11 protein-coding genes are annotated in these 15,039 nt (G+C 68.8%); 2 read left to right on the top strand and 9 right to left on the bottom strand.

The window, feature by feature from the left end:
• Nucleotides 1-110: 110 nt before the first annotated feature.
• The 8 genes from AB0B98_RS10845 to AB0B98_RS10880 all read right to left on the bottom strand — a co-directional run bounded on the left by AB0B98_RS10845 (nt 111) and on the right by AB0B98_RS10880 (nt 9,328).
• Nucleotides 111-800 (bottom strand): hypothetical protein, encoded by a 690-nt coding sequence (locus AB0B98_RS10845; RefSeq protein WP_357362032.1) that lies wholly within the window; start codon nt 798-800, stop codon nt 111-113.
• 313 nt (nt 801-1,113) lie between these two features.
• The gene (locus tag AB0B98_RS10850; protein ID WP_357362033.1) at nt 1,114-1,965 is read right to left on the bottom strand and encodes a replication-relaxation family protein; all 852 of its coding nucleotides are present in this window, start codon (nt 1,963-1,965) and stop codon (nt 1,114-1,116) included.
• Between the two features lie 203 nt (nt 1,966-2,168).
• A complete protein-coding gene (locus tag AB0B98_RS10855; RefSeq protein ID WP_357362035.1) occupies nt 2,169-4,634 on the bottom strand; it encodes a DUF87 domain-containing protein in 2,466 nt (821 codons plus the stop codon).
• The gene (locus AB0B98_RS10860) at nt 4,634-6,385 is read right to left on the bottom strand and encodes a DUF87 domain-containing protein (protein ID WP_357362037.1); all 1,752 of its coding nucleotides are present in this window, start codon (nt 6,383-6,385) and stop codon (nt 4,634-4,636) included. Before AB0B98_RS10860 ends, AB0B98_RS10855 begins: the two co-directional genes overlap by 1 nt.
• Nucleotides 6,382-7,272 carry a PrgI family protein gene (locus tag AB0B98_RS10865; RefSeq protein WP_357362038.1) on the bottom strand — a complete coding sequence of 297 codons (891 nt, stop codon included), beginning with the start codon at nt 7,270-7,272 and terminating at the stop codon, nt 6,382-6,384. The genes AB0B98_RS10860 and AB0B98_RS10865 overlap by 4 nt, the downstream gene beginning before the upstream one ends.
• Nucleotides 7,269-8,174 carry a hypothetical protein gene (locus AB0B98_RS10870; RefSeq protein ID WP_357362040.1) on the bottom strand — a complete coding sequence of 302 codons (906 nt, stop codon included), beginning with the start codon at nt 8,172-8,174 and terminating at the stop codon, nt 7,269-7,271. The genes AB0B98_RS10865 and AB0B98_RS10870 overlap by 4 nt, the downstream gene beginning before the upstream one ends.
• Before the next feature lie 23 nt (nt 8,175-8,197).
• Complete coding sequence (locus AB0B98_RS10875; protein ID WP_357362042.1) at nt 8,198-8,500, bottom strand: pilin; 303 nt, start codon at nt 8,498-8,500, stop codon at nt 8,198-8,200.
• Nucleotides 8,501-9,133: 633 nt separating this feature from the next.
• Nucleotides 9,134-9,328, bottom strand: a complete 195-nt coding sequence (locus AB0B98_RS10880) for a hypothetical protein (RefSeq protein WP_357362043.1) — start codon at nt 9,326-9,328, stop codon at nt 9,134-9,136.
• Between the two features lie 277 nt (nt 9,329-9,605).
• On the opposite strand from AB0B98_RS10880, the gene AB0B98_RS10885 reads away from it, so the two are divergent.
• Nucleotides 9,606-9,989: a hypothetical protein gene (locus AB0B98_RS10885; RefSeq protein WP_357362044.1), complete on the top strand. Its 384-nt coding sequence runs from the start codon at nt 9,606-9,608 to the stop codon at nt 9,987-9,989.
• Nucleotides 9,990-10,034: 45 nt separating this feature from the next.
• On the opposite strand, the gene AB0B98_RS10890 is transcribed toward AB0B98_RS10885, so the two are convergent.
• On the bottom strand, nt 10,035-13,991 hold the full coding sequence (locus AB0B98_RS10890) for an AAA family ATPase (protein ID WP_357362046.1): 3,957 nt from the start codon (nt 13,989-13,991) through the stop codon (nt 10,035-10,037).
• A gap of 217 nt (nt 13,992-14,208) precedes the next feature.
• Here AB0B98_RS10890 and AB0B98_RS10895 point away from each other — a divergent pair, with 217 nt between their 5' ends.
• Complete coding sequence (locus AB0B98_RS10895) at nt 14,209-14,757, top strand: hypothetical protein (protein WP_357362048.1); 549 nt, start codon at nt 14,209-14,211, stop codon at nt 14,755-14,757.
• Nucleotides 14,758-15,039 lie beyond the last annotated feature (282 nt).

Genomic DNA, 15,039 nt, shown 5'->3' on the forward strand with positions numbered 1-15,039 from the left:
GGGGGCATGGTATCTTAACCCGTGCTAGTCCTTCGCCCGCGGCTGTTGTTGGGGCTCTGCCTGCGCCGGGCGGCCCGGGGCGTGCCCCCGCCCTTCGGTACTTCAGGCGGTTAGGCGATGGCGACGGCGCACAGTCGTGCGCTGGAGCGCAGGCCACGCAGGTAGGCGCAGGCTTCGTTGAGGAAGCGGAACCGGTCGGCGACGGAGTCGCTGGCCGGGGTGAGCAGGCGGCCTTCGGTGGTGATCAGCGCGTCGCCGATCAGCGCGATGCGCCAGTGCAGCCCGACGTAGGTGGCTTCGCCGGCCTGGTAGACGGACAGCTCGTACGGGTCGAAGGAGAGTGCGAGCATCGCCAGGACGCGTGGCTGTTGCTCGAAGCGGCGGCGGGCCTCGGCCACGCTGACCTTGGTCGGGTCGGCGTGGTGTTGGGCGAGGTAGTCCTCGAAGGGGCGGGCCGGACGGGTTGTTGCGCCGATGTGGGTGTTCCAGGCACGCCAGCGCAGGGCGGCGTAGTGGGAGGCTGTGGCGGCGGTGCCGGTCAGGTCGAGGCGCCCCTTGCGGCCTCCTGCGGCCATGGTGACCGCGCCGAAGCGGCGGGCGGCGTCGAGGAGGTAGTAGCCGAGGAAGCGGGTCAGCCAGCCGATGAGGCGGCGGTGGCGGACGTGGTAGCGGCGGGCGGGGGTGCCGTTGGCGTGCAGAAGATCGTTGACCTTCTCTGAGGCGGCGAACCAGTCGGTGTCCTCGCCGGGGGCGAAGCAGACGGTGATCACCGAAGCGGCGAGCGGGGTGGGCGTGGGCATGACGGGGTGCTCCCTTCGCGAAACAGAGGGCGTGGAGTGGGGATGCGCGGTGGTGCCACCGACGCGCGGCGTCTGGACCGGGAAAGCTGCCGTGCAAGGCGCGGGGCGTGGATCACGAGCCGACCGAGGGTGGGCTGTGGGTGATCCCGCTGGCGCGGGCAGATCCGAGGGGGACCAGAGGCGGCGGCGGTGCGAGCAAAGAAGAAGAAGCTGCACCGTAGCTGCGTGACCTGACAGCGCCGACGTTGTCAGGACTATCGATGATGCCTGTGAGCTGTGCTGACAGGGTCCGCCGTGTGCGTGCCAGGGTCTGTCAGGGCACGAAGACACCGTCGTCGTAGTTGGGGTTGTCCGCCACGGGCTGCCCGTGGTCGCTGGGCAGCTCGGCGAGCCGGACTCGGCCGGTGGCGTCCACCGGGAGCCAGACGGCTTCGGCCGGTTCGGCGTCGTGGGTGGCGGTCGCGACCGGTACGTCGCCGCGCTGGCCGCGCAGGAGTTGGTGAAGGTGCTCTTCGCGTTGCTCGCTGCTCAGCCAGAGCAGCACCGGGTAGCGGGGGCCGCCGCGGCGGATCAGCTGCGCGTACCGGTCGAGTTTGGCCACCACCCGGCCGAGGGGTTCGGTGCCGGTGTCGGCCTCCAGGAAGAACCCCACCGTGGCGTCGGCGACGCTCCACAGGCCGTGCCCGTCGGCGGTGATGGTGCGGAACTGCTTCGTGGTCATCGTCTCGGACCACCACCGGCCCAGCCGCGCCTGCGGGTACTGGCGAGCGTGCACGGTGAGCCGGACGAAGAACTCGTTGGCCATGAGCAGGTGGGTCAGGTTCGGGTTGGCCGAGAGCCGGTCGACGCTCTGACGGCTGGTGCGCACGGTGGGTTCGGGCCGACGGTGAGCGGCGGCCTGAAACCGGTGCCCCTGGTGGCCGAGCGTCCAGTGCCACGGATGACTACCACCCCCGGCGCGGGCGAACCGGAACCGGTCCAGCAGGCCCAGAGCGGTCAGCTCACCGAGGCGGATCTGACAGGTTCGTCGGGCGATAAACAGCGTGCGGTGAATCTGATCGGTGGTGAGGACCTGGTGGTCGTCGAGTAGCTGGAGAAGCCGACGGTCACGGCTGGTGATGTGGGGATAGATGGACAGGAGGCTGACCGATCGCGATTGCGGCATGTGGATACACCCCTGGAGAGAGAGTCCCGTAGGGAGTCTGGATGAGTTGATCTCGATTCCGGTGCTGGCGTCTGGCGGGTTGGGGCAGGTCAGGCACCTGACAGACCAGGGGCGTGGGACTCGTGTGGGGCCTCGTGTCGCGGACACCCCCAGACGAGTCCCCGGTGCTGCACCCAGCCGAGCCCCTATGCGAGCCGGAGTACTCAGCGGTCGCGGTCGGTCATGCGCCGCTTCATCGCGGTACGGGCGAGCTGCTGCATCGGCGGCTCACCACCGGTGCGGCTGTGGGCGGTAGCGCACTCCTGCCGGATCGCGGTCGCTTCACCCACCGGCGGCGCCGGCGGGTTGGTCACGAAGGTGAACGCGGGTAGCTCCCGGTTGCCGACCAGCAGCCGGGCGGCGGCGGTGTAGACGTCGAGGTGGGCGAGGTCGTGTTCGTCCAGCTCGGGTCTGGTGTGTCGGGACAAGTCCCGCGCGTCGGCGGGGTCGACGTTGAAGAACAGCTTCGTCCGAGCGTTGGCCGACACCCCGGCGGCGATGTCGTTGGGCAGTTGCGCCAGGTCCTGGTGCGCCAGGACGAGCCCGAGCCGGAACCCGCGGGCCTCGGCCAGCATGTCCCCGACGCTGCCGGGCAGCGTGAGGAAGTTGTGGCACTCATCCACGTAGAGGTTGGCGTCTTTGCGCTGGTCTTCGGGGATGCTGGCGCGGGCGATGGCGGCCTGCCAGACCCGGGCGACGATCATCGAGCCGAGGATGCGGCTGGTTTCCTCGCCGAGGATGCCTTTGGGTAGCCGGCAGAGCAGCACCCCGCCGTCGAGGACCCGGCCCATGTCGAACGACGAGTGGGCGTTACCGATCACCGATTTCACAAAGTCCCGCAGCAGGAAGGCCCGGAGCCGGGCGAGGACGGGTGCGATGACCTGGCCCCGGAACTGCTCGTTGATGCCGTCGTACCAGAGCCAGAACCCGCCGAGGCCGTCCGGGTCGTCCAGCCCATGGGTGAACCGGGCCCGGAAGTCCCGGTCCTGCAACAGTGACGGGACCAGGCTCAGGGTTGGTTTCGCGTGGCGCATCAGGGTGAGGCAAGCGACGCGCATGGTGTCGTCCATCCGGGGTCCCCACTGCCCTTGAAAGATCTTGGCGAAGATGCCGACGAGGTTGTCCACGGCCAGGTGCGGATCGCCGCCGTCATCGAGGGGGTTGAAGCAGCCGGGGTTCTCCTGGTCCGGGTCGATGATCACGATCTTCTTGGCGTAGGAGGCGGGCAGTCGGTCGAGGATGTCGGTGATCAGGTCACCGCGGGGGTCGATGACCACGGTCCCGCGCCCGGACTTGATGTCGCCGAGGATCATGTTCAGCAGCAGTGTGGACTTGCCGACGCCGGTCTTGCCGACGACGTGCACGTGCTGGCGGGCATCAGTGACAGTGAGGCCGATGCTGTGGTGGCCGATCTGTGAGCGGCCCAGCACCTTCACGCTCCGCCCGCCGGAGGGGACCTGCACGGGCGCCGGCACGGCCTTGGCCCTCGCCCGGTCGAGGCCCGGAACGGCAAGGTCTTGCGGCAGCGCGGCCAGGGCCGAAAGTTCCGGGACGGTGGCCAGGAACCCGCGCCGCAGTTGCCGTCCGGCGATCGTGGCCACCGGGTGGGGCATCTTCATCCGCCGCAGCCGGTTCGGGCCGGTGTACGCCGCGGCGGCCGAGGCGATGGTGTGCCCGAGCCCAGCGAGCCGTTCGCGGACCTGCTTGGCCCGTTCTTTGTCCACCGGTAGGCGGTCGGGGTCGGCGGCGACGGCGAACCGGACCGCGATCTCGAAGTGCGGCACCCGCACGGCCTTGTCCACGATGGTGCGGGCGTCGGCGGTGACTACCGGGTCCCGTTCGGCTGCCCGCCCCGTTGGGGTTCGTGCCGGGCTGTGCGGCCGGGACGGGCCGGGCATGAAGACTTCTAGGAGCCACAGCAGAGGTTCGATGGCCCAGCGCGTCGCACCCGAAACAGCTTGGGCGGCCATGTCGGGCCGCCCGTGGGGATGGTTGCTGGTGGTGGCCGCCGCCCGGCGGGCCGCCCGCACCCGGCGGGCGGGTGCCGGGCGGGCGAGGATCTGCACGCACGCGTGTTCGCGGTGGCGGACCTCGGCCCCGGCGGCAAGCAACGCCCGAAGCGGGTCGGTGTCGTGCTCGCTGCGCAGCGGCAGCCCGTCGGTGTGCTGCGGCCAATGCGCCCCGCCCACCTGCTCACCCACCTGGGCGGGGATCGGCACGGCGGCATCCGCGGTCGCGAGGGTCGCGGCGGGCCAGGCCGCCCGGACGGCGGCTTCGACCGCGCCGGGCGGCACGGTGCCTGGCACCCAGACCCGGATGGTCAGGGCACGGCCGGTCCAGGTGTACTCCCACCCGACGTGTGGGTACCCATACATCCTGCGTCGCCACACCGATGGTGTCAGCACGCCGGTGAGCGTTGTCCAGAACGCGGCGGCGGCCTCGGCGCTAACCTCCGGCGGTGCGGCGATGGTCAGCCACCGCGCGCCCGCCGCGAGCCGTTGGTGCCGCCAGGTGAGTAGCTGGTCGTGGCCTGACACCGCTGCGACGATCGCGGCGGCGGCGAGGAAGCCGAGCCATGGCCGGGCGATGATCCAGTGCCCGATGTCAGTAGGCCAGGTCGGGGTGGTCATCAGTCGGCCTCCCCGATCCCGGTTACGGCAAGCCTGTGCTCGGCCGCCGACCCCACCGCACGGAACGGGATCCGGCTACGACCGGCGACGAGGAGCCCCTCGCCGCGTGGTGCCGACAGCAGCAGCCGCGATTCCCCGGCGGTCAGGCCGAACGCCTCGGACACCGCGTCGATGGACTGCGTGCTCTGGCGCATCAGGACCTGCGTGGCGGCGTTGGACACCACGGCGAGGCCGAGGTCGGTCGACAGCACGTCGGCCGCGTCCTGGGTGATCACGCACAGGCCGGCGGACCGCTTCCGGGCTGCCTTGGCCATCCGGAACAGAAACCGGCTGCCTTCGCCGTCGCGCATCAGCAGCCAGGCTTCGTCCACCACGACGAGCTGCCGTCGCCGGCGGGCGGCGGTGGCGGGGGTGTCGATGCCCGACCAGATCGAGTCGAGCGCCAGCAGTGTGCCCACCGTGCGCAGCTCGTCGGGCAGGTGCCGCAGCGACCACACCACCAGGTGCCCTCGCGGGACGGTCGTGGTCGGCCCGTCGAACAGGGTGGCGAAGTTCCCGACCGTCCACGGTGTGAGTCGGGCGGCGAGCTGCCCGGCGGCCGGGTCGTCGTCGTCGGCGAGCATGTCGGCGAGGTCCCGCAGCAGCGGCGCGGGTTTCGTCCAGGTGGCCGGGTCGCCGTTGATCCCGGCGCGGGCGTAGGTGGCGGTGATAGCCCGGTCCAGGGCGGCGCGTTCGCCGGGCGGCGGTGCCGCACCGAGCATGACCGAGATCAGGGTGTGCAGGTACAGGCCGCGTCGGGTGAGGGTGTCGGCCCGGTGGTCGGCGGGCAGATCGAGCGGGTTGACCCGTACGCCCGGCTGGCCGAGCTGAACAACCGTGCCGCCAACGTGTTCGGCCAGGGGGGCGTACTCGTCTTCGGGGTCGATGACGGACACGACCGTGCCCTGATAGAGGTTCCGCAGGACCTCCAGTTTGACGAAGTACGACTTACCCGCGCCGGAGCGGGCCAGGACGACCGAGTTGTGGTTGTCCTGCGCCCACCTGTTCCAGATCACGACCCCGTTGCTGGTCGTGTTGACCCCGTACAGCAGCCCTTCGGGCGCGGCGATGGTGCCGAGGACTGGGGCGGCGAGGTCCGCCGAGGCGAGGGGGAACGCCGCCGCGAGGGCGGTGGTGTCGAGGATGCGGCGCATCCGTAGCGGGTCCACGCCGACCGGCAGAGTGGAGATCCAGCCCTGTTGGTGCCGGAACGTGGCCGGTTGCAGGTCCAGTAGGACGCTGGCTGCGGCGGATTTCACGCCCGCGGTGACGGTGCGCAGCTCATCGAGGGTCCGGGCGTGGATGGTGACGTAGATGCCGGTGTCGAAGAGCTTCGCCGCGCCGCGGGCGACCCGTTCAGCGAGGTCGGCGGCGTCGGCCGCTGCCGCCTCGACCGTGGGATCACCCAAGCGTCCCTGGTCGGCATCGAGGCGGCGTGAGGATTCGAGGCGGGCGCGCTGGCGCTTGAGCATCGGCGCGGCCAGTTGCGGCGCCACTGGGTCCAGGTGCACCGAGACGTCGACCCGTGCGGGGTAGGACAGCAGCGGGTCCAACCAGGCTGGGCCGACCTCGGCCGGATAACCGCACACCGCGTAGGTGGCGGCGTACCCGTCGCCGACCTGCACGTGCCACGGCGTGACCGACAACGCGGCGGGGGAGGGCATCGCCTCCCCGCCCGCGTCACTCGTCTTGGGCCTTTTCAACAGGTTCATGAAGTGCTCCGCAGGGTGATCGGGGTGCCGGGTACCGCACGTGGGCCAGGCACCGGCGGGGAGAACGGATCGACCGCGCCGGCGAGCGCGGCGGCGACAGCCGGCCCGTCCAGAGCTGCGGCTTCGACACCGAGCCCGGACAGCGCGCGCACCGCCGCGTCGGCCCCGAGCTCTCCGGTGACGACGGCGAGGACCTGCCGGCGCAGCGGATCGCGCTGGCTGTCGAGGTTGAGCAGGAACTCGGCGTAGTCGGCGGCGGCGGCCTGCAACGCCGGGTGCGTCAGTCGTGGTGCGTGGTCGGCAGTTGCCTGCGCGTAGACGGTCAGGTCGTGCCGCTGCGCCGCCACGACGATCTGCGCCGGCCCGGTCAGGCTGTTGAGGAACCGACCAAACCCCTCCAACAGCGCGCCCTGCTCACCGCCGGTGCGCAGGTGGATGTTCGTCGTGCCGCAGGCGATCAGGACCTTGCCGCTGCCCTCACTGGTCAGGACTCCGGTCGGGCTGACCGCCGTGACCGGAGAACGCAGCGGCGCCGGAAGGCTCGGCTGGCCGGCCACGACCGCGACCGAGCTGGCCCGAGCCCTACCCGGCGTGAGAGTGCGCGACCTGCGGCTGAGCGCGAATCCGTGCCGCAGCCACACGTCCAGCGGCAGGCCGTCACGGCGGCCGAGCGCCACCACGACCGCCACCGCGAACACGATCGCCCCGGCGACGATCCACGCCACCTGCGGCAGCAGCTGCCCGAACGTGCGGTAGACCCCGGACCCGACGAGGCCGGCAGCGCCGATAATGCCCAATTGCCGAAATGTCAGCCCGAACGCGATGCGGTCGGGCTCGTTGACGTTGGCCGGGACGACGGCGCGCGGGACGTTGTCTTCGATCGTCATCGCCCACCTCGCAAGGTGGCACGTCCAAGCCCGCCGAGCGGGAGACGGCGGGTGATGCCCTGGATGACCACTGCCCGCAGCAGAATCCCGCCGATGTTCGGCGACCCCTTGCCCGTGGCGTAGCGGCCCATCATCCCGGGGATCTTGACCGTCATCCACAGAACCACTGCGACCAGCAGTAGGTTCAACACGTCCGAGCCTGGCAGACCGATCAGGACCGGGATGCTCGCGTCCGGGTCGGTGAGCAGTTGGATGCCGGTGGAGAACGCGATGGCCTGCAGCACGGCGGTGCCGAGGCAGCCCAGCAGGCTGCGCCACCACAGGTCGGCGGTGGGTTGCGTCCAGGGCAGGCAGTAGCAGGCCAGCGCGACCGGGGCGAGCCCGGCCAGGATGACCAGCACCGCAACGCGGACGACCCAACCGGTGACGAGGGTGAACATCAGCCCGACGATCAACAGCCCGATGACCAGGGCGATGAGGGCGTTGGCAGGATCGATGAGGGCGGCGGCCACGTGAGTGCGGGCCATCGTGACCGCTTGCGTGGTCGGCGCCGCAGTGCCGACCATGGCCACCGTCAATGCGTTGGCCACATCGATGAGTACGGCGCACAGCGGGACCGCGACGTTCGACAGGATGAACGCGACGACGAGGCGTGGCACGAGTTCCTTGACGCCGTATCGGACCTCAACCGAACTGTTGGTCATCGTCACGACGCCGGCGACCAGCAGCGCGAGGACGTAGCAGGCGTTGACGACCAGGGCGCTTTTCGCGGCGATGGTCTGCACCTGCGGCAACACCGTGACGTCCGGCGACAGGAACATCGACGACGTCAGATAGGCCAGGAGCCCGCCGAGGAGGTCTTGCAGCCGATCGGCGAGCCATTCCACCAAGCCATTCATCATCCAATCGACCATGACCGCTGCCCTCAGCCGCCGATGATGCCCTGCAGCACCTGCAGGATCACGGGGGAGAGAACCGCCAACGCGTAGCCGATCAAGGCGGACTTGAAGTTGCCCTTCGCCTGCTCGACCTGGGCCGGGTCACCGCCGGCGGCCATGTAGCGGAGGCCACCGATGACCAGGAACATCGTCGCTACCAGCGCGATGATTCCCATGATCCACGCGGTGATCGAGGAGATGACGTCGTTGATGCTCTTGGGCGTCGGGGCCGGCGTCGGCGTGGGTGTGGCGGCGGCGAGGTCGGACAGAACTGACAGAGCTGTATGCATTGCGACGCTCCACAGGACTTCTGCGGGCCGCCGCGGTGGGGACCAGGGCGAAGCTTCGACTGGGCCGGTGGGGGCGCTCCTCCCTTGCTGTGGGCGAAGGGTTGCGGTGTCAGTACGCCGCGCCAGCCGTGCCGGACCATTGGCCTCACCGGATGGGAGATCCCCACCGGGCGGACATGCCATGGATGACATGCACCGCCTAGATCTCGGTTGTCAGACCGATCGAACTCGCCTGGCCCCTGTCACGACCTGACAAGACCAGTCAGCGACCCACGTAGTCCCCCTGCGACCGCTAACCGGAAAACCTGGCGCGGATCGAAACGCCAAGTGACCGTGTCGGGCCCTCGAACGAGACGGCCGTGTGCCGAGACCAGTAGGGGATCGACGTGCGGCACAAGAAGGGAGCCAAGTGAGTGCTCCGAGTGAAACTGGACGGCAGGTAGGCCGTCCTTCGGAGGGCAGCTATCCGACGCCTGCGGGATCTGACGGTCAGCGCGGGTGGTGATCCCACTTGTCAGATGCGGTGTGCGCGGCTATCCGAGGACTGGGCGCCGACACCACCGGCGTGGTGATCACACCGCAGCCCAAACCGCGCAAACGCCAGAAGTCACTGCCACCGAGCCTCATTGCCCCTTACGACACCGTCTGCAAAGGCACCTGTCGCAACGGATCCGCGTCGAGCATGTGATCGGACACCTGAAGAACTGGCGAATACTGGCCCGTTACCACGGCCGGTGCGAGCATTTCGACGCCACCATCCGCGACATCGCCAGCCTGCGATCCGACCACAACCACCGGCTGCACCGAGAACGACACCAGGCCGCTCAAGGCGTTAGCCGTAACTCAGCGCCGATGAGGCGACGGGCCCGCCCGGCAACTGTGCACGGGGTCGTTAGGAACGCGGCAGCGGCCATGGACGTGCGCGGCACGTCCCTCGCGCCGAACTGCTTCCTGCGACCAAGTGGCCTAATAACCACCACCGTACGGGTCTGTATCGCAGCGTACGGCGGCCGTACGGGGCGGCGGCGGAGCTTTCCCGACAGCTCTTCGACTCGGTGTACTCCAATTGTCCGGCGTCGCCGTGACATTCCGAAGGAGGGTGCTCATGTCTACCTCAACCCGTATCCGACGAGCGGCCGTCGCGGTCGGCCTGGCGGTCGCAGCCGCCGGTGCTGGTGTCGTGGTACCGGCCACGGCGGCCCAGGCCAGCTGGTTCGCCGCGACGACCGGCAGCAGCGGCGTGACGATCCGGGACTGCTACCACCCGACGAACCAGTCGCCGAGCACGAGCTGCACCTACGTCGCGTTCGTTCCGGCGTACACGCCGGTGCGGATCGTCTGCCAGCGCAGTGGACAAAACATCGGTGGCGACCCGGTGTGGGACTATATCGTCTGGGAAGGTGGCTCTGGCCGCCCCGAGGGGTTCGCGTCGGACTACTACATCAACACGGGCTACGCCAACTGGATCCCCGGCGTGAGCGGCTGCTGATGTCGGTTGATGGGGTGCGGGCGAACGCCCGCACCCCATCACAGTTCAACACGTGGGGCGATATGGCCAGTCAGGCACGTATTGCCGCCACTCCTGCGGCGTGATGGCGTCACCGACCGTTGCGCAGACCATCGCGGCGGCGTTGCGCGGGTCGGTGTGCCATAGCCAAGTGGTGTTGCCAGCACCGCCGGCTGCCAGCAGGTCGCCTTGGGCCTGGTAGTCCAGGGTGTATACGGCGCCAGTGGGCGCGGTAAGTGTTGCGGTGAGTTTGGGCTTGTCGGGGTCACGCACATCCCAAAGCCTTACGGTGCCATCGGTGACGGCGACCGCCAGGGTGCCGCCGTCGGGTGTGAAGACGGCGTTGTAAAGGTAGTCGGTCGGGCCCTGAAGTGGTGTACCTATCGGTGTCGGGTGTGCCGGATCAGCTAGGTCGAACAGGTGGACTGCGCTGTCGCCGCCACCCGCGGCGAGTGTTCGCCCGTCCGGGCTGAACGTTGCGAAGTATGCGTAGTGGTCCAAGGTGATAGCGGGGTTGCCAACCGAGGCAATGGCGCTGAGGTTGGAGATGTCCCACATGCGGATGGTCTTGTCGGCGCTGGCTGCGGCGAGCAGGCGGCCGTCTGGGCTGAATGCGACGCCGTAGACGTAGCCGGTGAATCCGTCGAGGGTGGCGACTAGGCGTGGGCTGGCTGGGTCGTGCAGGTCCCAGATCCGCACAGTCTCGTCGCGGCTGCCGGTAGCCAGCAGTTGGCCACTGGGATTGAAGGTCATGGCTTCTATCTGTTTGGAATGGGCCTGCAGAGGTTGGCCGACGGCGATCGCGTGAGCAGAGTCGGTGACGTTCCAGAGTTGGACCGTTCCGGAGCGGCCGTGGGCGACGGCGAGGAGGTTGCCGTCGGGCGTGTAGGACACGGAGGAGGAAAAGCCGTCCGGACTGGCTAGCGTGGTCGCAGACGGTTTCGGCCAAGTCGGATCGGTGACGTCGATGAGCGCCGTGCCGGCACTGCCCACGGCGAGTGTGCGGTCGTCGGGGCTGAACCGGGCGGCGCTGACTGTGTAGGGCATGGCCAGAACCGGGCCGGGTATCGGCCAGATGCGGGCGACGCCGTCGTTGGCGCTGGTGGCGACGGTGCGACCGTCAGGGCTGAACTTGACCGCGGTGACCGGCGCAGGATGGGGCAAGGTAGCGATGGTGCGGCTGCTGCGGATGTCGACAATGCGAACACCGAGAGCGGTGTCGGAGCTGGCGACGGCGACTTGTGCGCTGTCCGGGCTGAACGTAACGGCATTGATCCAGCTGGTGGCACCGGTGAGGGGCATGCCGAGCCGCCGTGGAGTGCGCGGGTCTGTCGTGGTCCATAGGTAGGCGGTGAAGTCCGCACTGCCTGCCGCGAGGATGTTGCCGTCGGGACTGAACGCAAGTTGGCCGACAGCCTTGGTTGGGCCATCGGCCGGGGTGGCGGCCAGGACCGGGTTGGCTGGGTTTCTGACGTCCCAGACACCGACGGATCCGGCTTCGGTACCGATGGCGAGAAACTGGTTACTGCGGTGGAAGGAGACGGACTTGCCGGCTCCGTTTCCGACGGACAGCGGCTGGCCAACGGGTGTCAAGGACCCGTTGTCCGCGACGGTCCAGATGCGGGCGGTGCCGCCGTCTTCTGCTTTGGCTGAGGCCCCTGCTGCTGCCAAGAGCCGACCGTCGGGGCTGAAAGTGACGGCGTGGGCCTTGCCGCCGAACGCGGGCACCGGTTCGCCGACGGGACGAGGACGGGTGAGATCCCGGAGGTCCCAAAGGCGGATCGTGCCATCGGCGGCGGCGGCCGCCAGCAGCAGCCCGTCGGGTGTGAATGCGAGGGCGGAGATGCGGCTTGCGGTGCCGGACGTCAGGCGGTCCAGACGGCGCGGATGCCCGTAGGTGGTTACATCCCACCGTTCAATCACGTCGTCGGCCGCCGCGACGAGCGTGCGCCCGTCGGGGCTGTACGTGATGGCCGACATGATGCGGTTGCTGTCGCCGGTGCCCATCCGGATGGCCGGCCGGACCGCAGTGGCGTCGAGCAGGCTGGAGCGTGCCTCGACGGTTGGCGCAATCTGGTACGCGGCGAGCGAGAGCTGACGAGCCAGCGATGGGTCTCGGGCGCGCAGTTGGTTAGCCCGCGTGGCGACCATCCGGGATTGAGCGTTGTTGCGTTCAACCTCGGCGGTGGTCTGCGCGTCGCGAGCGAGGTCGCGCTGTACGAGGGCTACCGCGGCGGCGACAATGGCGCACAGGAGCGAGATCGTCAAGGCCACCACTGCGGAGGTCCGGCGGCGAGAGCTGCGGAGGGTCTCGCGCATGCTCGCGCTGAGGAATTCGGCCGTGGGAGGCGGGACGTCGTCCGGGTTGGCGGCGGCCCAAGCTTTCGCGGCTGATAGGCGGGTGCCCTGAATCAGCCCGGACCTGTCGCGGTCTTCCTGACGCCATGCATCGGCCGCGGCGTCGAGCTGCTGGGCGATTACGAGTCCGTCTCTCCCTTCGGCGAGCCAGTGCCGCATTTGCGGCCATGCCGTGAGTAGCGCGTCGTGGGTGATCTCAACAGCGTCGGCATCCACCACGACGAGGCGTTGTTCGACGAAGCGGTCCAAGACATCTTCGATGTCGCTGCCGAATTTGGCGAACAATTCAGTGAGTGGCAGTCGACGGCGGGTGTCGGCGGTACCGACGTTGACCTGGACCAAGCTGAGGAACATGCGCCTTGCGAGTGCCTGCTGGAGTGGGGGCAATTCCCGGTAGACGATGTTGGCGCTTTCCGCGACGGCACCTTCCAGACCTCCCAGCGCCAGGTACGTCTCCAGTGTCAGATTCCCCTGCTGGCGCTTTTCCCAAGTGGTGTACAGCGCGTGGGATATGAGCGGAAGCGTACCGACCTCATGACCGGCGCGGCGTCCGCGGATGCCTGCGTCGCCGAGCAGCCGCTCGATCAACGCCGGTTCGACGTCGAGCTCGGCCTTCCGTGCCGGCTGGGTCAGCACCTCCCGCAGCTCGTCCTCGGTCATCGGCTCGACGGTGATCTGGCGGCCGCGGACGGCCCGGGCTAGGTCCGGGTGACTCAGCACCCGGCCATAGAAATCCGCGCGCAATCCCAGGATGACCAGCGCGCCGCCTGCCGTGCCCGCAGCGCACAACGCCGCGACGAACCGGTCGATTTCCACCTCGTCTGGACAGGCGGCGAACGTCTGCTCGAGCTGGTCGACCACGATCACGACGTGTTCGGCGTCCGCTGCCCGTGCCGACACTCGCCGCGTCAGCTCACCGCAGCGTTGTGGATCCTCCTGCAATATCCGTTCGACCTTTACGGCGTCCTCGCCGAGTTCGGTGCTGAGCGATCGGGCCAGTTCTACACAGGGGTGCTGAGTCACGGCGAGTTGCAGGACCGGCCATGCTGCGCTGCCGGGCAGCCCGCCGTCGCGCAGCGAGGCGACCAGCCCGGCGTTGACTAGCGAGGTCTTGCCCGATCCCGACGCGCCGACGACGAGCAGTATGCCCCCGCCGTCGACTCGCAGTCGCTCGGTCATGTCCAGCAACTCAGTGCGGAGCCTGTCGCGACCAAAGAACCACTCGGCATCTTCGTCGTTGAAGCTGCGCAGGCCCCGGTACGGCTCCGCCTCGCCGACGGGGCGGCCCTTGCGTGCCCGCCGCCACGCCGCCCACCACGCTTCAATTTCTTCCTGCCCTGGTACGCCGAGGAGGTTCAGGAGTCGTTCAAAGTGGATACGGCTCGCTGGCTGCGGCAAGGTACGGCCGGCGAACCAGTCCCCAAGGGTGCCGGACCTCGGCGGCGGTGCCACTCGGGGACGTGCCGTGCCATCACCGGCGTCCTCGGCGGCCCGCTCAAGCTGCGTTGCCAGTTCCCGGACTGAGTGTCCGGTCTCGCCCTTAAGCCGCCGCAGTCCGGCGACGAAGTCGTCGCGCGTCCGGATTTGGTAGGGGTCAGGGCGTTCGTGATCGACACTGCCGGTCACCACTGCTCCTCATCGAGGAAGAACAACTCCGAGTAACGGCGACGCTACCCGGGTGAGTGCGGTTGCGGACGTACGGCAGCTGTCGGGAATCCGTACGACCTTTCATTGCCGCCGCCTAGCCCGGCGATGAACAGGGCAAAGTAGACCTGGCCTGTCGCCGACTCAACACGCGACAGCTGGACGAGAGTCGATAGAACGAAGGGACTCGTGATCTTCCATGAACCGACTGAAGCGTAAAGTGATCGCCGTGGTCACGGCCATGGTGCTGGCAACGTTCGGCCTAGTGGCCGTCGCGATGCCGGCGAACGCCGCCGCCCCGTGCGGGGCCGGCAAGTTCGTCGAAAAGATCGAACGTGTCCCGTGGGACGACGATCAGTTCCAGATCGTGCTCACTCCCACCAGCGAGGCACGCTGGCACGCCGCCTTCGCGCTGGACCCGCGCGACGCTGTCGTCGAACAGTGGCACGCAATCCAGCGGTGTGTGCCCGGCCTGTACGGAGCGCTCGCCGACACCATCTGGGACCAGCTGGAGTGCCACCAGCTGAACTCGTGGATTATCTTCCCGAAGGAAGACGGGAACTGGCTGACGGGATCGACGTACGAGCTGGAGAGCTGGCGTCCGACCGTCGCCCGATGGGTCAACGGGCAGGACCTGATTGTCACCGAGTGCCTTAACCTGCTGGGCGCGGATCCGGCTGGTCCCTTCGGCAGCCCATTCCGGCCAGGCGCGGTGGACCTCCACGGCGCTTGGAGCAACATCGCCTGACCGTGCCATCGAAACCTGTAGGGCGGCGATGCACCCGACCGCGCGCCACCACACAACCCGACGACCATCCAGTCGCGGCAGGGATGAAGCCCATAGTCAGCCGCCGCATGACGTCGACAACAGGCATGCACCGCGATCATGCACCTCCACGCCGCCGGAGCTCCGCAGGAACGGCGAGCGGACGGCGCAAGCACTGCTTCACACCGTCGCCGCATGCCAGCCGAGGGGGATAGGCCGGGGCGGCGGCGACCGGGCGGGCGCAAACATCGCCGCCCGATCGCC

Origin of the sequence: Micromonospora sp. NPDC048947 (assembly GCF_040649495.1) — a bacterium.
Classification (GTDB): Bacteria; Actinomycetota; Actinomycetes; order Mycobacteriales; family Micromonosporaceae; genus Micromonospora; species Micromonospora alfalfae.